19 protein-coding genes are annotated in these 18,579 nt (G+C 45.9%); 9 read left to right on the forward strand and 10 right to left on the reverse strand.

Annotation, left to right across the window (positions count from 1 at the left end; all coding sequences use genetic code 11):
- Window positions 1-77 precede the first annotated feature (77 nt).
- Window positions 78-1,079, forward strand: a complete 1,002-nt coding sequence (gene nagZ, locus NF212_RS23695) for a beta-N-acetylhexosaminidase (RefSeq protein ID WP_434361393.1) — start codon at window positions 78-80, stop codon at window positions 1,077-1,079.
- Window positions 1,080-1,136: 57 nt separating this feature from the next.
- On the opposite strand, the gene NF212_RS23700 is transcribed toward nagZ, so the two are convergent.
- Both NF212_RS23700 and hdfR read right to left on the reverse strand, forming a co-directional pair.
- Window positions 1,137-1,304, reverse strand: coding sequence for a hypothetical protein (locus tag NF212_RS23700; protein WP_434361394.1), 168 nt, complete (start codon window positions 1,302-1,304; stop codon window positions 1,137-1,139).
- Between the two features lie 220 nt (window positions 1,305-1,524).
- Window positions 1,525-2,364 (reverse strand): HTH-type transcriptional regulator HdfR, encoded by an 840-nt coding sequence (gene hdfR / locus NF212_RS23705; RefSeq protein WP_434361395.1) that lies wholly within the window; start codon window positions 2,362-2,364, stop codon window positions 1,525-1,527.
- Between the two features lie 139 nt (window positions 2,365-2,503).
- Between hdfR and maoP the strand changes: the two genes are divergently transcribed.
- From maoP to NF212_RS23720, 3 genes are all read left to right on the forward strand, one after another.
- Complete coding sequence (gene maoP, locus NF212_RS23710; RefSeq protein WP_434361396.1) at window positions 2,504-2,830, forward strand: DUF413 domain-containing protein; 327 nt, start codon at window positions 2,504-2,506, stop codon at window positions 2,828-2,830.
- Between the two features lie 99 nt (window positions 2,831-2,929).
- On the forward strand, window positions 2,930-3,961 hold the full coding sequence (gene gshB / locus NF212_RS23715; RefSeq protein ID WP_434361397.1) for a glutathione synthase: 1,032 nt from the start codon (window positions 2,930-2,932) through the stop codon (window positions 3,959-3,961).
- Complete coding sequence (locus NF212_RS23720) at window positions 3,945-5,933, forward strand: flavohemoglobin expression-modulating QEGLA motif protein (protein WP_434361398.1); 1,989 nt, start codon at window positions 3,945-3,947, stop codon at window positions 5,931-5,933. The genes gshB and NF212_RS23720 overlap by 17 nt, the downstream gene beginning before the upstream one ends.
- A 54-nt stretch (window positions 5,934-5,987) precedes the next feature.
- Here NF212_RS23720 and NF212_RS23725 read toward each other — a convergent pair whose 3' ends face one another.
- The 4 genes from NF212_RS23725 to trxC all read right to left on the reverse strand — a co-directional run bounded on the left by NF212_RS23725 (window position 5,988) and on the right by trxC (window position 10,088).
- On the reverse strand, window positions 5,988-7,460 hold the full coding sequence (locus NF212_RS23725; protein WP_434361399.1) for a transposase: 1,473 nt from the start codon (window positions 7,458-7,460) through the stop codon (window positions 5,988-5,990).
- A 308-nt stretch (window positions 7,461-7,768) separates the two neighbouring features.
- A complete protein-coding gene (locus tag NF212_RS23730) occupies window positions 7,769-8,908 on the reverse strand; it encodes a diguanylate cyclase domain-containing protein (protein WP_434361400.1) in 1,140 nt (379 codons plus the stop codon).
- Window positions 8,905-9,381, reverse strand: a complete 477-nt coding sequence (locus NF212_RS23735) for a hypothetical protein (protein WP_434361401.1) — start codon at window positions 9,379-9,381, stop codon at window positions 8,905-8,907. Before NF212_RS23735 ends, NF212_RS23730 begins: the two co-directional genes overlap by 4 nt.
- A 275-nt stretch (window positions 9,382-9,656) precedes the next feature.
- Window positions 9,657-10,088 (reverse strand): thioredoxin TrxC, encoded by a 432-nt coding sequence (gene trxC / locus NF212_RS23740; RefSeq protein ID WP_434361402.1) that lies wholly within the window; start codon window positions 10,086-10,088, stop codon window positions 9,657-9,659.
- A gap of 241 nt (window positions 10,089-10,329) precedes the next feature.
- Here trxC and NF212_RS23745 point away from each other — a divergent pair, with 241 nt between their 5' ends.
- From NF212_RS23745 to NF212_RS23760, 4 genes are all read left to right on the forward strand, one after another.
- Window positions 10,330-10,629, forward strand: coding sequence for a hypothetical protein (locus NF212_RS23745; RefSeq protein ID WP_434361404.1), 300 nt, complete (start codon window positions 10,330-10,332; stop codon window positions 10,627-10,629).
- 127 nt (window positions 10,630-10,756) lie between these two features.
- Window positions 10,757-11,122 carry an NADH:ubiquinone oxidoreductase gene (locus NF212_RS23750; protein WP_434361405.1) on the forward strand — a complete coding sequence of 122 codons (366 nt, stop codon included), beginning with the start codon at window positions 10,757-10,759 and terminating at the stop codon, window positions 11,120-11,122.
- A gap of 254 nt (window positions 11,123-11,376) precedes the next feature.
- Window positions 11,377-12,105: a 2OG-Fe dioxygenase family protein gene (locus NF212_RS23755; RefSeq protein WP_434361407.1), complete on the forward strand. Its 729-nt coding sequence runs from the start codon at window positions 11,377-11,379 to the stop codon at window positions 12,103-12,105.
- Window positions 12,105-13,337 (forward strand): cysteine desulfurase-like protein, encoded by a 1,233-nt coding sequence (locus NF212_RS23760; protein WP_434361408.1) that lies wholly within the window; start codon window positions 12,105-12,107, stop codon window positions 13,335-13,337. The genes NF212_RS23755 and NF212_RS23760 overlap by 1 nt, the downstream gene beginning before the upstream one ends.
- A gap of 11 nt (window positions 13,338-13,348) precedes the next feature.
- On the opposite strand, the gene NF212_RS23765 is transcribed toward NF212_RS23760, so the two are convergent.
- The 3 genes from NF212_RS23765 to NF212_RS23775 form a co-directional block, all read right to left on the reverse strand.
- Window positions 13,349-13,852 (reverse strand): hypothetical protein, encoded by a 504-nt coding sequence (locus NF212_RS23765; protein ID WP_434361409.1) that lies wholly within the window; start codon window positions 13,850-13,852, stop codon window positions 13,349-13,351.
- Between the two features lie 69 nt (window positions 13,853-13,921).
- On the reverse strand, window positions 13,922-15,310 hold the full coding sequence (locus NF212_RS23770) for a diguanylate cyclase domain-containing protein (RefSeq protein ID WP_434361410.1): 1,389 nt from the start codon (window positions 15,308-15,310) through the stop codon (window positions 13,922-13,924).
- Window positions 15,311-15,488: 178 nt separating this feature from the next.
- Window positions 15,489-16,388: a LysR family transcriptional regulator gene (locus NF212_RS23775; RefSeq protein ID WP_434361411.1), complete on the reverse strand. Its 900-nt coding sequence runs from the start codon at window positions 16,386-16,388 to the stop codon at window positions 15,489-15,491.
- Window positions 16,389-16,499: 111 nt separating this feature from the next.
- Between NF212_RS23775 and NF212_RS23780 the strand changes: the two genes are divergently transcribed.
- Window positions 16,500-17,765: a D-amino acid dehydrogenase gene (locus tag NF212_RS23780; protein WP_434361412.1), complete on the forward strand. Its 1,266-nt coding sequence runs from the start codon at window positions 16,500-16,502 to the stop codon at window positions 17,763-17,765.
- 18 nt (window positions 17,766-17,783) lie between these two features.
- On the opposite strand, the gene NF212_RS23785 is transcribed toward NF212_RS23780, so the two are convergent.
- Entirely contained in the window at window positions 17,784-18,266 is a 483-nt protein-coding gene (locus NF212_RS23785) for a hypothetical protein (protein WP_434361413.1), read from the reverse strand.
- Window positions 18,267-18,579 lie beyond the last annotated feature (313 nt).

The raw sequence follows: 18,579 nt of genomic DNA on the forward strand, positions 1-18,579 counted from the left end.
CAGCGAGAAATGAGGTTGAACACATAGCTGAACTGTAAGCTTTTTTCGTATTTAAGCAAGTAATCTGGAGAGTAAAAATGGGGCCATTGTGGCTGGACGTGTCGGGATTTGAACTGGACGCTGAAGAACGTGAAATTTTGGCTCACCCAACGGTGGGTGGTGTCATCCTGTTTGCACGTAACTATCATGACAACGTTCAGTTAGCCGCGCTGACTCAATCGATCCGTAAAGCTGCAGGACGTCCAATCCTTATTGGTGTCGATCAGGAAGGCGGGCGTGTACAGCGTTTTAAAAATGGGTTCACATTGATTCCGCCAGCACAGAGTTATGCGGTACTGAACAATGGCCTCGATATCGCTAGTGATGCCGGCTGGTTAATGGCGACGGAATTGATGGCCCATGATATTGACCTGAGTTTTGCACCAGTGCTTGATGTTGGCCATGAGTGCCTGGCGATTGGATCCCGCGCATTTGGTGACAATCCTGAGCAGGTTGTTAAATTTGCTTCCTCCTACATTACCGGGATGAAGTCTGCCGGTATGGCAACAACAGGCAAACATTTCCCCGGTCATGGTGCTGTGATTGCTGATTCACACCTGGAAACGCCTGTAGACAACCGTGACAACGTTGACCGCATGGATATGGGAATATTTAAGACACTGATTGAGAGGGGGCTCCTGGATGCCATGATGCCTGCCCATGTTATTTACCCTCATTACGATGACCGTCCGGCAAGCGGTTCACCATATTGGCTCAAAGATGTACTGCGTCAGCGTCTCGGCTTTCAAGGTATTGTTTTTTCAGATGACCTGAATATGGAAGGGGCCGCAGTAATGGGTTCTCCGGCAGAGCGCGCCCAACAGTCTCTAAAGGCTGGATGCGACATGGTATTGGTATGCAATAACCGTAAATCTGCAGTGTCTGTGTTGGATTCATTGCCTGTCATAGACGTTGAATTGGCTACCGGGCTGATGAAAAAACATCAATTTACGTTGAGTGAACTGAAAACCGATCCCCGCTGGAAAAGTGCATCACAGAAAGTGTCAGCATTTTACGATTTGTGGCAGCAGCGAAGCTGAGTGACAGCATAGATTCGTGATCAAAAAAGGCAGGTACGAAACCTGCCTTAGTTTTATTTAGAATTCATACGCATCGGCGTTGTAATCTCGGCGCTTTTCCCGGCTGCTCCGACGCTTGTCCTTCTTAGGACGATAGGCGCCATCATCAATTTGCTCGCTATACTTGGAGTGGAATTTTTCCTTAGATTGCGTTCCGTTGTTAAGCCATTGTTCCCATTTAGCCATTTGTTCAGACCTGCATGAAATTAACTTAGCGCTATGCTGGCAGTGTTCCTGTCCTTTACCAGGACTGCTTGCTTGCATATGTGAGATTAGGCGTCCAGCCTTTATGGGGCTTAATTTCAACGCCTTGCAAACGCAGGTTAGACGAACCAGTAACCACGGGTAAAACAAAAAAATTTGCTCTACACAATAAATCTCTCTTATCAATATTTCCAGATATTGGTCAAATAATCTGGACACTCAGGCTATTGATTAAATCTGATTTTTCTGTGTCATCCTGCCAAATCATAAACAGTTGCTGGGGAAGGGCTTCTGCGTCTTCAATTCTGAACAACAGTTTCTCTTCGATATAGCGTTCAACCATCACTGAAGGCATGTAGGCAACGCCTTGCTGACTTAAAAGATGGTTGATGGCCAGTTGAGGCGAGTGGGTATGCAAAACCGGGGTACGCTGCAAAGCGGGAATCTTTGCATGTTCCATAGCAAAGCGGGTTCCCCAGTCAAGGTAAACCAGTGGCAGGGTCCCGGTGTCTTCCAGCTTCATATCCGGTTTGCTTGCAACCAAAGTGAGTTCATATTCCATCAACTGCCGGGATTTCAGCCCTTCAATTTTTGGAGGCTCACTGGTTAGTGCAATATCAAAGCGTTTTTCAACCAATGCCCTGGCGAGCGATTGCCTGTCGGTAGATTCAACACGCAATACCAAATGTGGCTTTTGCGCATAGATATCGTTAAGCCAATCAGCAATGCCATGTAACTCCCAACAAGCGGACGTAGCTCCGATGGTGAGTTGCTCTTCGTAACTGTCCGTGAGAGCGACATCCTGCTTGGCTCGTCCCCATGCCTGGAGGATGGATTCTGCGTAGGGCTGAAGGCGTTCACCGGCCGCTGTAAGCTGGATATTACCGCGCTGTCGTGTAAACAGTGAGATCCCGAGCTGATTTTCGAGCTGTCGTATGCGAAAACTAACCGCCGACTGTGTTAAATAAAGGTTTTCTGATGCGCGTCCGAAGTGACGCGTTTTACTGACTTCAATGAAGGTTCGTAGCAGTTCTGTATCCACGGGAATGCTTACTACTCATACAGGAAATTCTGGTCTATATATTTAATAAATTTTGTTTATCGTCAAGAAAAATTTATTTTGTTTTACTTCAACCCCCAATCAATCTAAATATTGCGCAAAATTACTAAGGAGTCATAAGATGTTTAGTGGTCAAAAATTTTTTGATGACAAGCATTTTCCAAAAGGCTTCAGCCGCTCAGGCCGCTTTACTATCAAGGAAGCGCAAATTCTGGAAAGCTGTGGCCGTACAATGAAAGCCCTCTTTGAAGGCACCAAAGAACCGGCTACGGAAGAAGAGTCTCATTTTATTGAAGAAATTCACGGACGACGTCCGCTTTCTTCTGATTATGGGAAAACGTGGATGAAATATCTCCATGAGATTAATCATAAACACGTTGTTTACAATTTGTGCGAAACGAATCGAGCTTCCTCAACGGATTATGTAGAAGCTGACAGTGATGACTAATTAGATATCTAAATATTAATTAGTTTTTCAATTTTATTTAAATATTAATAAGTGAGTCCTTTGGGCTCACTTATTTATTTTCTAATCCGAGAAGTTACGATGAAAGTTTGTTTTGTTATGTATCCGTGGCACAAAGTTGAACCAGAGAACGATTCGACGCTGCGTATGATCCATGAAGCGGCACGCCGCGGTCATACTGTTGCCATTACAACGCCTAAAGACCTGACCATGCGTGACAGCGTGCCTTTGGCGTTCTGTGAAGTGCTGGAGAAAAAAGAAAATCTGACCAGCAATATCCCAAGCTTTTATCGTAATGCTAAATTCCGTAAAGCCCATCTGCCCCTGGCCGGCTTTGATGTAATCTTCATGCGCGCTAACCCGCCTCTGGATACCATGGCCCTGAACTTCCTGGATTCAGTGCGCAAAGATGTCTTCATTGTGAATGACATTGACGGTCTGCGTGTTGCAAACAACAAGCTCTACACTGCCTCTCTCCACGATCCTAACAACGAATTCGTGCCGGTGACCCACGTTTCAAAAAACCGTGAATACCTTGAGCGCGTTGTAAAAGAATCAGGCAAAGAACGCATGATCATGAAGCCGCTGAACGGTTATGGTGGCCGCGGTGTAATCATGCTGGAGAAGAGTGCCCAGTCCAGCCTGAAGTCCCTGCTGGAATTCTACATCGGTGACGAAGAGAACTATGTGATCCTGCAGGAATACGTAGAGGGTGCGGAGCAGGGTGATGTCCGCATCCTGATGCTGAACGGTGAGCCTATCGGGGCAATGCGCCGTATTCCGGCTGAGGGCGACGTACGTTCAAACATCCACGCAGGTGGCCGTGAAGTGAAACACCGTTTGACCGCACAGGAAGAGCGTCTCTGTAAGCACATTGGCCCTAAACTTGTTCGTGATGGCCTCTATTTTGTTGGCCTTGACGTTATCAACGGCAAAATCATTGAGGTTAATGTACTCAGCCCTGGTGGTATTACCCGTATCAACCGCCTGAACCGTGTTCGTCTGCAAGAAAAAATCATGGATTTTGCAGAGAGCGTAGTATCAGCCAAGCAGTCTGTAATTTCCCAGAAAAATGATTTCCGCAAAGTAATTGAAAATGCTGACGCTTGCTGAAAATGAGGTGCTGGATAGAATCCAGCGCCTTGAGCCTTTTGAGGCGATGCTTGAGGATGGCAGCCTGACTATCCGTATCTCCGACTATCAGCCAATGGTTGCTACTGCTATTCACCAGGGCGAGCGAGTTCGCCCTGAGCTAGAAGCAAAATGTGCGCTGACCAAATCAGAACGTTTCTACGAAGAAGATCCATGTACCAATGATTTTATCTCATCCCTGCCAATTACCCTGGTAGGGAGGGATTCACGTTATGAGTACGATCTTAACCGTGGCCCGGAAACCTGTATCTATGAGGATGCATGGGGAAAAAGTGTCTGGACAGAAGACCTGACTGATGAAGAGCGAGCAGTAAGCCTGGCAAAGCATGCCACTTATTACCGGATCTTTAACAAGTTGGTTGAAACCATCGAGCGTTCATTTGGCCTGTGTGTGGTTTATGACCTGCACTCCTACAACTACCAACGCATCGAGCGTGAAACCCCGACCTTTAACCTGGGTACAAAGCAGGTTAACCGCCGCCGTTGGCAGCGCGAAACCGATGCATTGCTACAGGGATTGGCATCAATTGAACTGCCTAACCTGGATGTCGGTGTCGCAGAAAATGACGTATTTGGTGGCATGGGATACCAGGCGACCTTTGTTAAGGCCAACTTTACGAACACGCTGATCCTCCCGCTGGAGGTTAAGAAAGTGTACATGGACGAAACCAAAGGCGAGATTTACCCGCTGGTGGTGTCAGCCATGAAAGAAGGCCTGAAAAAGGTGCTGACTGAACATGCAGCAGAAACCGTGCGCCGACGTACCAAACGTAAGGTACGTGCGACGCACATGCTGCCTTCAGCGTTGTCCGATTCTGTTATTAAGGTTGACCGTGAGCTGGCTCGCCTGTCGCAGAACCTGGAGACGCTTCAGTACATTAACCCTACCAACCTGGCCGCCGAAAAGCGCCGCTTTTTTGCCCGGAAAGGCAACTATGAGCCGGTGTTCCGTTATCGCCAGCTGGCAATTGATCCATACTCATTCCGTCAGCGTTTGTACCGTTTGCCGGTTGCAGAGATTCGTGATGCGGACGTAGAGCAGCTTTACTGTCAGGTTATCGACACCATGGCGAAGCGTATCGATTTGCTGACGTCAATTGGTACGGATAATTTCCTCTACAATTCACTGCGCTACTACGGTCAGCCGGATAAGAAAGATCTGGATAATGCACGGTTCATTATGCATGCGCCGGAATACACTTCTTACGGGGAGCGAAACCTGATCGCAGCGCAAGCAGTGGAAATCTTTGAGCGTGCACTCTCGAACTACCCGGGCATGCGTTGTAAGGTTCAGGCAACTGCAAAACTGGCTGCCCGTGCGATGGTAAGTGGGGCTAAGAAGACCATTCTGATCAACGCGGCTGAAAAATTCAGCGAAGAAGATCTGAATGCACTTATCCATCACGAACTGGGTGTACACATGGTGACATCAGCAAATGCTGCCCGTCAGCCACTGAAAGTACTGAAGCTCGGCCTGCCGGGTAACACCCATACTCAGGAAGGCTTGGCAATTCTGTGTGAGTACCTTTCAGGGTGCTTCTCGCTGCCACGCCTTAAGACGCTGGGTCTTCGTGTTGAAGCGGTAGACAAGATGGTTGCGGGTGAGTCTTTTGCTGAGATATACCACCACCTGATTGAAGAGTGTAATGCGGATGCTGAAACCGCGTTTACCGTTACTTCACGCGTATGTCGCGGTGGTGGCTTTACCAAAGACTACTTGTATCTTCGCGGGTTAAAGGATGCTCTTCGGTTCCACCAGCAAGGTGACTTGGACTCGCTGTTTATCGGTAAAACCGGCTTTGATTTCAAACCGCTTTTGGATGAGCTCATTGCCCGCGGTATTCTCGAAAAACCGCATTATCTGCCTCAGGCGCTGAAAATTGAACGCCCGGCAGATCCGGTAATGGATTACCTGGTTACAGCAATTCACTAAATGTCCAATTAAAAGCTGATAGCACAGTGCCGGAGAGAAATCTCCGGCATTTTTTTAACGAAGCAATTCGGCCAACGTCAGCGGCGCATCAGCGACACCAAGCTTCTGTGCGGGGGATTTACCTGAGCGATCCACCCAACAAAGATTGTGCCAGGCTCGGTAAATATCCACAAAGATGGAAAGTGCACCTGGACGATGTTTCCGTCTGGGATCATGAATGACATGGTCAAACTGGCATTGGAAGTAATGTTGGTATTGCCAGCTTGACAGGTAGCTGGCGTGTTCAAGCCAGAAAGACTCCCTGCCAGTCTCGTTCCCAATGTGACAGATACCTTTTTGTCCGGATTCGTTGGAGGTAAATGCCCATCTGTCCCGCCACCAGCTTAGCAGGGCGATATTAATCAGCCCGGGTTTGCTGCCGGTAGCCCAGGAATCATCCTGTGCTACATACACCAAATCAATTTGACGGTCCCTTATCCGGTCGAGATAAACAGAAACACAGGCTGAACGTAACAAGGGTTCCTGAGGAAGGAAAAAAGTCAGGTTTTTACACTTTACAGTTTTTTCCTTCAAAGACAGGTAGTGGGCATAAACCATGTATTGTGGACGAATCAGCGATCCCTTGGCGGGGTGTTTAACACTTAATGTGCCGGTAAACGGATCTTCAAGGTTAGTGCGTGACATAGCCGCTTTATAGACACCATCCACAGTATCCCGCAGGCTGGATCCGCGGTTGTCGGGTACTTCAAAAACACCATCTTTGACTGCTGACAGCTCGGCATATTGCGCGTTTTCAGAGTATGGGTCGTGCTCTACGGATTTACTTCCGCACTCAGCATCGTGATGATTCAGGGTATCTGTAATAACGTAACCGCTATCCGTTTCTGTGGTAGAAAGCCAAAGAACACCATTTTCTGCGTTGGTCTGAAGTGGTGAAAGATAACTGGAAAGCGTTAGTGAATCCCGTTTGTTCAGCACTTTTGTATCTGTAATTGCCAGACGGTACCGACAACGCTTGGCGATGTTTCGTAAATGGTCATAGCAAGATTTGGGATTGATGTGAAGACGGCGGCAAATTTCCCTTACTGTATAGCCAGTAAACAGCAAGCCAAGTATCTGCTGCTGGATGTCCAATTTGGGGTTGATGACAGACCAGGGATCGACAAATGTGGTCGCACAAGCCTTACATCGATAACGCTGACGTTTTCCACTAAAGCCAAAAGCATGGTAGTTTTCGGGGCGCACAGCCTGGGGCTGGTGATGGTTTTCACAGCCGGAGTTGTTGCAGGATGCGGAAATCCCTTGATGTTCAATTTCCAGTCGGTGTTTTACATCCAACACCGACTGGTTGTTAAGAAGAGGTGGAAACGCACCGCACTCATTGCAAACCAGCACCGGACGTAACGGATTCGTACGTTGAAGCGCATAACGCTCATTGTCACTTAAACCAAAATTTCGACACGCCAATGTTTTACAGAAATTTAGTTGTAATCCGCCGGCAGGTTCGGGCAATGCGAGTTTTTGCACGTATCCTCCTCTTAAGATGCACCGGACCACTTGGCCTGGAATAAACTCTCGGGAAGACAACAGAGCATCTCTCTTGCTTGGCTGGGCTATTAAATAACCCGGGTCTTCGCTGATTGATACTGTCTGTCTGCTTCAGATATGGGGTTATCGTAGGGGCAGGCAGGAAGACAAAGAGTGATGAGTGTCACCAAATTGTAGCGAAAATGGAGAGAGATGTGTGAACGTTACTGTTTCTGTTGAATTCGGCGGTAATCGTCGCATTCATAGCAATGAATCACAAGTAATTTCCGCTATTAACACAGAGCTAATTACGTGACAGTCTGAAGTGTGGACAGTGGGGAGAGGCAATTTTCGTCAAAAGGATGATACGCATTTTTCCCGTTACGTTTAGCCATATACATTGCGGAGTCAGCCTGAGCCATGGCGTGTTCAAAACTTTGACCGGTGAAGTAACGGCTGGAACCGACACTTACGGTAAGGTGAAATGTACGAGAACCGACAATAATATTGGGTTCTACTGACTGCAAAATACCATGGGCAATCTGTAAGTTTTCCTCTTCATCTGCGCCTTCCACTAAGAATATAAATTCGTCACCCCCCATCCTTGCTACGACTCGCTTCTCACTGGATAACTTCTTGAGAGATTTTGAGAACTGAATCAGGAGTTGGTCTCCGGTATCGTGGCCGTATGTGTCGTTGATGTACTTAAAACCATCCAGATCCAGGAGAAACAGTGTAAAGGGTTTGTTTTGAGTAAACAGCGCATTGGCGCAATGCTGCAGTCCAAGCCGGTTAGGCAAACCGGTTAGAAAATCGGTGTTGGCAACCTTTTCAATGTTTTTAACCTGCCGGTAGTTGAAGAAAAAGAAGAACATCATCATAACAGCAGTAAGAACAGTCAGGCTGTAAATCAGGAACTCCTGGCGCCAACGCTGCTGGTTCATTTCTTCTATTAATGCGTTGCGTATTGTGAAATTTTCATTGAAAAGTGCATAGAGGCGATCGTAATCATTACTGATTTTAGACTTGATTTTTTGTGCGTCTTCGGGAGTTTCTGACAATGAAAAAATGGCATTTTCCAGTTCGAGCAAGGAACTTTCAAGATCATGCAAAACTTCCTGGGTTGCAGGGTAGCTCCAAAGATACTGCACTTTAGAATCAAAGTGCATTACCTGGTACCGACCCAGCAGGACTTCGTATTTTATTTCGATAAAGTCTGAGTTGACTACGTTGTGGCTGAATTCATCCAGGGAAACAATAAGATCGGAGTACTCTCTTGACATCCTGAGCATGTAAAACATGGTGGCTGTATAGCGCCGTGCAAGCACATCTGCGTTGTTTGCAGATGACGTAAAAAGCGAAAGCAACACTGAAAAAAGCACCATCAGTACAACGGCAAAGGCAACGCCAGCTTTTATTGCACGGCTGTTTTGAACCCTTATTGTCAAGGCTGGGCTTCCCCGTCAGATTTGATGCGCAGAGATTTTAACTGCCATACCATACGTCTTTCTGCCCTCGTTGCTTCTGTGCCTTCCATTTTGTTAAAAGGGTAGATAATCCAATAGGGCCCTAAATCCCTTACTTTCATTGTTTTGCCGTTTCTCTTCTCAGCTACGATAGGATCGAACTTAGCGATGTCATAAGAAGGAATTACCGCTGTATACCCATTTAAACCGACAGCAACAATATCTGCGTTCGAGAGTGATAATTCACTAAGGAGGTCTTTCAGTGAAAAACCCTCGAAGACAGTAGTATCAGTCCAGGGTGTATGTGTCGTGATTGAAGAATTCGGTATAGAAACAGCCGAATTGCCACCATTCATGGACAAAGCGGGGGTTTCGCTTCCCCCGATATAGATATCCAGAGCAAAAGAGGACGGAGCCCACAATGCCAGTACGCAAAAGAATATTCGCAAGTACATCGTAATCTACTTCTTAACCGGTTAAATATATTGTGTATTTCCGTTAAATATAGACTATTTCAAAGGATTGGGGGTTTGTTAAGACCTTGTATGCATATAAACGAGTGTATATTTTGGCAGGAATCAATAAGGCATTAATATTCTGGGATATTTTTTTGACGTATATATACCCAAAACACCTCACGGTGCAGGTCTCAGCGAGAGGTGGTTTGGGTATAGTAAAGAGCCGTGGCATTAACCTCGGCTTCTATTATGTAACTGTATGATAAATAGTACTATGAGGTATGTTGAGTTAGCCACTCTTCGAATTGGCTCCGAGGAAGGGCTCCATTCATATGATTTACCATTTTGCCGTCTTTAAAGATCATAATGGTTGGGATACTGCGAATCCGGTACTTAGCAGCAAGGGTTTGCTGGTCTTCTGTATCAATTTTAACGAAAAGCCGTTTTCCCTCATCGTTTTTCGCAACATCTTCAAAAACAGGCCCGAACGCTTGGCATGGTGCACACCAAGGTGCCCAAAAATCGATAACGATAGTTTTTTGCGATGACATGATGGCATCAATGTTGTTTACCGTTCCTTCTACAGGGGCGCCATCTACCAACGGATTTTTGCATGCACCACATAGCGGAGAATGATCAATACGTTCGGTTGGTATCCGGTTAGTGGTATGACAGTGAGGGCAACGCAGCGTCAGAGTATCCATGCTTTTAACCTTTTCTTTATTCGATATTTCTCTGATACAAAGACTAAATTTCTTCAGACAAAAACTCTATTTTGTTTTGCCGATTGTTGTCATTGATATGAACTATCACGAATACATGCCGTTTCTGTGAGAATATACTAATGTTTCCCGTTGGCGGGAGTGTCGGCGGCGTGATAAATTACATCGTGATTTAGATCACATGATTGTGATTAGTTAGATTGGGTTTGAGGCTGGGCGACTTTTGAGCAAAAAATTCAAGAAAAAGAAAATGTTTCCTATGGATTTTTATGGTCAGGACAAGGAATGGCGTTTTATTGTACGTGCGCACTCCGCTAGTGAAGTATTTGCTGCGTTGTATTGGCAAAGCCGCTTGTCGGTAAGGCGGGCTGAGTTCAATCTTTTGCACCTTGCGGATGAAATGTTTACTTATCAGTCCGCTCGTTCACTTGAAGATATGGGTTGTACACAGCAACGTGTGCAAATTTCCGTACGGGGCCCAATTGTTAGTGTTAAAACGCTAGAAGAGCATTACAAAATGTAACAAATATACAACATTTCACATTTCCTAACTCATTAAAATAGTGGTGATTTATTGGTTTTCTGGTTGTAATATACACGGAAAATATAAAAAGTTTTGATAAACATCCATATTTCTAATGAGGCTCAACGTGATTTTAGTTGCTATTCTGTCCCTGTCAGTGCTCGGCAGCTTTCTTGCCGGAGAGCACTTCCATTCATATATGGCGGGTTTTTCAGTCGCTACCCTTTCAGTCGGTGTGTGTTACTGGGTAGCATTTCGTTCAACCAAGTACCCTGAAATGGCTTTCCTGCTTCTTCTCTGTGGAATGTTTGCTAAGGTGGCTCTCACCGTCATAGGTGTTATGTGGGGTCTCGAACGAGACTTGATAGGTTCACCATTTATCTTTGCGTTGTCATATCTCTTCTTCTCCATTGCGGCTACTTACTCGTATTACCGTTACAGAGAATTTGTTCAAACGAGAATAGAACAACCGATGGCTGTACATCCAGCCTGAAATGAGAAGCTTGAAATGAACCCCGGATGATTCGCTCTCCGGGGTTTTTTGTATTTGTACCTTCGGTTGCATGTAACATCGGCGAGTGAATACTTCTTATGGGTTTACGTTCTGTTACATATTTTCACGTCTCAGTAGATTATTCTGATTTGAATCTCGTCAAATTCAAAAATGCAGGTTATTAATCCAACTCAGTTAATAAACGCGAACTAATATCATCTATATTGATTAATGTGTAGATGATAACTCTATTAATGGTTGAAATGGGCCATAGATATAGCTACATTCTAAATGTAACGCAATTGTTAATTTTGGATGTCGGTTTTAATGAGGACGAAAATATGGGCACGGACAAGGCAACCTTAGTGAATCTTTCTAATCTTGAAAACACATCGGTTATCGAAATGCAGCCATTTTTCGACCGGTTGCCCCAAACCGCACATGCTGATGGTACCTACCGTTTGCGCCGGTACTCAATTGTTAAGTTTCATCATGGCTTCCTCGAAATTTTACCTGAAAGCAATTTTGTCCAATCGTCAGAAGTGAATCATTTTCAGGGGGATGTTATCCGGGAGTTTGATGGCATTGAGCGTTCACTTCTGGAGTCAGACGCTATGCATGCCGTATGCAAACTGTTTGCTGAAAACACAGGGCTAACGTCTGGGAACAAAATCGAAATTCATCAAATAAGAATACTTGCCGATGGGAATTCTGTACCTTCCGCTCCTGAAGGGATTCATCAGGATGGGTTTAGCCATGTCGCTATCGTTGCTATTAACCGGGAAAACGCTGCAGGTGGTGAGTTCCAGGTTTTTCGGTCGCCGGACTCATCCCCAATATTGAATTTGACGCTTGATAATGGAGAGGTGGCTCTGGTGGATGACCACTCGCTATGGCATTACGCATCGCCTCTGAAACCCATCGACAATAACAAGCCTGCTATCTGGGATCTGTTTGTTTTGACCACCAGGGGAGACGCTTAATGGATATGACCGCCATACGAGCACAGTTTCCAGCAGTGACACAGCACTTGGAAGGTAAGCCAGTGTACTTTTTTGATGGGCCGGGTGGGGCGCAGGTGCCGATTAGTGTGCTTAATGCTATGACCGATTATCTCAAGAAGGGAAATGCAAATCTGGGAGGGAGGTTTTTCTCTGGTTATCAAACCGACAAGGTGATGGGAGATGCGCGTGTCACCGCGGCGCGTTTTCTCAATGCTCCTTCCGAAAACAATATTGTCTTCGGGGCAAATATGACATCACTCAGCTTCAGTCTAAGCCGCGCTATTAGCCGGGACTGGCAAAAAGGAGATGAGGTTATTGTGAGTGCCCTTGACCACTACAGTAACGTATCCAGTTGGGAACATGCAGCAAAAGATAAAGGGGTTGTGGTTAAAAAAGCCCGTGTGAACCCAGACGGCTGTACTATTGACCTGGAACACCTGAAGTCATTGCTGTCTGGCAAGACGAAACTCGTAGCTTTCACCCTTGCATCAAACGTAACCGGAACGTTGGTTGATGCAAAATCCATTATTCAGGCAGCGAAATCTGTAGGTGCAGTAACCTTTATCGATGCCGTTCACTATGCTCCCCACAACTTGGTGGATGTTCAGCATTTGGAGTGTGATTTTCTGTTGTGCTCTGCATACAAATTTTATGGCCCTCATCTTGGAATAGCATTCGTATCAGAGCCCTGGTTGACTGAATTGATCCCATATAAGGTAGAGCCAGCAACGGATATCGGCCCCGGCCGTTTTGAAACCGGTACCCAGAGCTTTGAGGCACTGGCCGGTTTTGTTGAAACAGTCGACTACCTGGCAAGTTTAAGTGGCTTTGGCGAAGAAGAGCCACTGCGGGATAGACTTGAATTGTCGTTCCAAAAGATCGCTCAACACGAAGAGAGGTTGAGTGAACGGTTTCTTCGTTGGGTTGAAACTAAGAGTCACATAAAGCTGTACGGGTTAACCGATTCGAACCATCACATTAGAACACCTACATTTGCATTTACTGTCAGCAAGATGCACCCCAGTGACGTGGCGGTATCACTTGGACAGAAAAACATGTGCGTCTGGGCCGGGCACTTTTATGCACAGGGCCTCATCGAACAACTGGGTTTAATGGACTTTGGAGGGGTTGTGCGCGTCGGTTTCATGCATTACAACACTTTAGACGAAGTCGACGCGCTCTGTATGGAACTGGACACATTTATCAGCTGAATTTCTGCAAATCAGCCGTAATGGTTTAGAAAAGGCTCAAAGTGGGCATCGTATGTCAGGGCCTGGATTGGGCCCTGATATTTGAGAAGCCATTGAGAGTTGGTACAGTTGCTGATTCCGATAATCGCCTGCACTAAAAGCTTGAAGTCAGTTGTCCAGCGAGCTTTCTCTGATGTGGTGAAATGTTCCTGCTGCTGGGCAATATGATGTTCTACCCACCAATATGCGCCCCGGATAAAGGGCGTCATAATGCTTTTAGCCTGAGCAATTTCGTCTGCGCTACCCCTGAAAGGATGCTGTTCTGCCAAGGGTTTTCCTTGGGTAGCCGCGACGTAATTTGCACTGTACTGATACAAAGCAAACTGCAAAGACGAAACTGAGTCACAGTGTTTTAAAGGAAGTGTGGTAAGTGCAATGTGTTTGTGCTGGGTGCGGTACATATCAGTAATGCGCTTCCCAGGCAGTAACTTATCAATGACATACAGAAGATCAATGGCTATTGCTTGGTCGCTCAAAGTTATATCCCTAAAACGTATGAAGCTAAGTCACAGTATAGGCTGATGGCCCTAAAGTGTTAATAGTTTTCAAGGAGTAATATTGTCATGTTGGGAGATAACTGCATTCTCCTTTGTGCGATTTGTCCCCACCCCTGATTTGGATTGCTTTTTAGCATCGTACATTAGCAAATCAACGCGGTTTAAGATGATGTCCGGTGATGCATCCCGCTTGTCAAACAAGCTGCATCCAATCGATGCGCTGACATCCAGACTTAAGGTCTCAATTTGGAACGGTGTTGAGAAACAGGCTATCAGGTGATCCGAGATTTGTTGTATCTGCTCATTTTTGTCATGCTCGGTGCTAAGCTCCACCATAAGCACAAATTCATCACCCCCTAAACGGGCGAGTACATCGTGTTTACGCGTATTGTCATTGATACGACTGACTACCTCCCGGAGTACGCCATCTCCCACGAAATGACCATAATTGTCATTGATATCTTTGAAGTTATTCAGATCTATCAGAAAGATACATCCAGAAAGGTTGCTGATTCGTTTGCACCTTGATAGACAATCGGAAACGGTGTTTATAAGGTGGCGGCGATTATAAGCCCCGGTTAGAAAATCGCGGCTTGCCTGTTCCTGAAGGCGTTCCTGGTACTCAATCAGTCTTGAAATGTCACTGGCACTGACAATTGCGCCATGGATCTTTCCTCGAATATCCCGGTAAGGCGTCATGCTGGTTTCTATTGCGAACATTGAACCATCGTTTTTTCTGCTTTTATAAATGAAATCGACATTCTTTCCCTTAAACGCCATATCGAGTTTCTTTTTAAGTACTTTCTTAAAGGCATCTTGGCCATGATATTTCTCAATATGCTGGCCAACCATTTCTTCCGGCTCAATGTGGAATAAATCTTTAAATCCGTTTGACACAACGCGATAGCAATAGCTCTTGTCGATAAAAGCAATTAGATGCTTACATTGGGATATGATTTCAGTATGAATGTTATATTCGAAAGATGAATCGAGAGACTTAATTTCATGAGCAAATGATGGCATAAATAAATTCAATTTATCCCGGATAATATCATCATGCTGATTTTGCCCATTATTTAAAAAAGTCACGATCAAACCGAAGGTATTCCCCAGCATGTCAGTGAGGCGCTTTGTCGCAAAACTCACACAGGTGATAGGTAACCCAAATAAATTTTCCGCGGCATGTGTACCAATGTTTGCGGCAACATAATCAAGCTCATAGCAGTAGTTATCTAATATGCTGGACAAGTGTTCAATGTTCAATGTTACTTGGCATGGATAAGTAACATGTGGAATATTGTGCCCCCCAACAACATCAAACTGCATGTTTGAGTGGGTGTTGAGTAAAACGATTGCTGCATCACTTTGACACTGTGTGCAAAGCTGCTCGCACAAAGACGAAATATACTGATTTGCGTCCGATTTTATAGTTTTCATAATGACATCCCTAGCCCGTCATTAAGCAGCTTTTGTGTTCTACGTTCTAATTAATATATGACACACAAAAGTGGTCTTGTATGTATTTTTCCATACACCCAAAATGAATATGCGCTAAATGTCACACGAGAGTGAAAAGATGGGAATTTATTTGTGTTCTATTTGGTAAATATCTTATTTATGAGACTTTAATTTGATCGTTGATACTCAAAATCCACGATTCAAAGAGGTTACTTTCCGGCATGTTTGATTTGTTTATTAAGTAATAGCCTGCGTCTGCTGGAATCGGTTTGAATGGGGAAAACAACATTTTTTTCTCGTGCTTTCCTATTATGGCTAATCGGCCCATGGCAATGCCAAGGCCTGCCTCCGAGGCTGCCATTGCCATGTCAGTGCGGTTGAAATAGTGTGAGCTTGCGTCCTCGGGGTAGGGTACCTTGTTGCTGTCAAACCAATAGCGCCATTCATCGTCAGGTTTTGAATCTGGCCAGGGTTGGGCGTCATGAAGTAGCGTCGCGCATTCCCAGAACGCTGAGTCTTTAAGCTCGATATTCGGACGGTGTTTTGCAGATATAACCGGTGTTATGTACTCATTCAGAATCAACTTTGCATCAGGGTTGGGGTGGGGATGACGCTGATAGTCAATAATGATGTCTACATCATCGGTTTTTTCATCAACCAGGCTGCCTTCTGCAAACGTCTGTACTCTGATTTCCGGATGCTGGTTATAGAACTCTGGTAGCCTGGGAGAGAGCCATTTGAGAGCAAATGAGGGGGTCAAAAGCAGTTTAACAGTATTGTTTCCGGTTTTCGGTGCCTTAAACCCAGAGATCACGGCGTCCAGTTCATTGATACAGCGTTGACTGCTCAGAAGCAGTTTTTCTCCTTCCACAGTGAGTGCTATTCCTCTGTGTGTCCGAAAAAAAAGCGCGACGCCTACCAAGCCTTCCAGTTGCTTCATTTGTTGGCTGACAGCACCGGTTGTCAGGTGGCATGCATTTGCTGCCCTGGTGAAACTTTTCTCCCTGGCTGCAATGCAAAACGTTGGCAACAATGACAGGATTTGTCCCTTAACCAAAACGCACCCCTGATGTTTAGTAATTCTAAAAGCTGTATTTAGCAGAATTCGATTGTTGCATCAATGTAAACGTTCGATGATGAGACAGATTTTTGATGGGTGGGGTGGAAAATGAAAGTTGTTGTTTTGGGGGCCGGCATCATTGGTGTTACGACTGCGTGGTATCTGAGCCGGAAAGGCTTTGACGTTACGGTTATAGACAGGCAACCTGGCTGTGGAATGGAAACGAGCAAGGCCAATGCCGGACAAATATCGTATGGTTATTCAGCCCCCTGGGCTGCTCCGGGTATACCGATAAAGGCTACCAAGTGGCTGACACAGAAACACTCGCCACTGGCCATTTCTCCTTCAATGAACTCAGAACAGTGGCTGTGGATAGCAAAGATGCTGGGTGAATGTACCAAGTCACGCTACAAATGCAACAAGTCCCGAATGTTACGCTTGGCTAATTACTCAAAATTCGCTTTAGCAGAGCTTAAAGCAGAGACAGGTATTGAGTATGAAGGCAGGCAAAAGGGGCTACTCCAAATTTTCCGGTCGGAGAAGCAAATTGTTGCTGCTGAAAAGGACATTGCAGCGCTCACCGATGCTGGTACGGTTTTCAGTATGCTCAGTAGGGACGAATGTATCAGGCAGGAACCTGCACTCGCACCGGTTGCTGAAAAGCTGACTGGCGGACTTTACCTGCCCGATGATGAAACCGGGGACTGCCACCTTTTTACCACCCGGTTGGCTGACTACTGCGAAAAACTCGGGGTTCGGTTTTGTTTCAATGAGGAGGTAACAGATATCCTGTGCAGGAATGGAAAATTTGATTCTGTGCAAACACGTTCTTCGAATTACAAAGCGAACTTTTGTGTCGTAGCAATGGGCAGTTACTCCCGTGGAATGGTAAAGTCCCTGGGCCTGGAGTTGCCTACGTACCCTGTAAAAGGGTATTCGTTGACCGTTGAGCTTGAAAACCCTGATGCAGCGCCTCTGTCTACGGTAATGGATGAGACAAACAAAGTTGCATTAACACGCTTTGACAGTCGCTTAAGAGTTGCGGGTACTGCAGAGTTAAGTGGTTATGACTTGTCGTTGAAAGAACGGCGGCGAGAAACCATATCCCGGGTTATCCGGGATCTGTTTCCCGACGCTGGTAATGTTAAAAACGCTGAGTTCTGGTGCGGGCTTCGTCCAATGACACCGGACGGCACTGCCATAATTGGATTAACACCTGTTCCCGGCCTTTTCATGAATACAGGCCATGGCACACTTGGGTGGACCATGGCATGTGGTTCAGGGAAGCTGCTTGCGGATCTGGTTTCGGGAAAGAAACCTGAGATTGAGTCCTCAGACTTGAGCCTGTCGAGGTACACGACATCCTCGGAATAATCGGTTATAGCGCCACAATTACCGGAAAACCCGCCCGCCAACTTTGACTGTTTCCGGTACGTCTTTGACTTTGGTCCCTCGCAGGTACAGGTTGCCGCCTACTTTCAGGTCTGCCGGCAACTCGGCTATCTGCGTGTTGGCAAGGTAAAGGTTCCCTTTTACATTTAGGCGACGGGGAAGCTTGGTCAGCTGAGTATTGGTAACACTCAGGTCACCGTTAACTCTCAGACCACCGGGTAGCCTGGTAATTAAGGTGCCTGACAGGTCGATATAACCGCCAACCCGAATGTTTGGGTATCGCCTGATAGGTGTATAGGCGGCGTTCAAATATCCCCCAATTTCCAAACTGTCCGGCAGCGCACGTATTCGGCTGCCTTCAATATCGAGATAGCCTTTTGTCACCAATCCGGGTGGTAACTGGGTGAGTTTGCTGTTTCGGATTTTGATATTGCCGTAGTTATCAATAAAACCATGAAGACGAAGCTCAGCGATGAAACTCATATGTGCTTCTTCCTCCGCATGTGCCGTTGGCACACCGGGTAGGCTGGTTAAAGCCAATAAAAGAAACAACCATATCGTCTTAGAGCGCAACTTCATCTGTAAGGTATTGCCTGTAAATGAGGGTGTTAGAAAGATGATATACCCAAATAGCGTCTAAATGGAGATTTTGGCAAGAAATGGCGAGCTGTCACTGAACATGTGTCTTTGAAAGTTATATGTCTTACGGAATGGGGACTGATTGGCTGGGTGCGGTATTCCCGAAAAAATATAGCCGGCTCTGACATCAATTGGTTTGGAACCAGAGCCGGCAACT

The organism is Parasalinivibrio latis (assembly GCF_036825535.1).
Taxonomy (GTDB): Bacteria; Pseudomonadota; Gammaproteobacteria; order Enterobacterales; family Vibrionaceae; genus Parasalinivibrio; species Parasalinivibrio latis.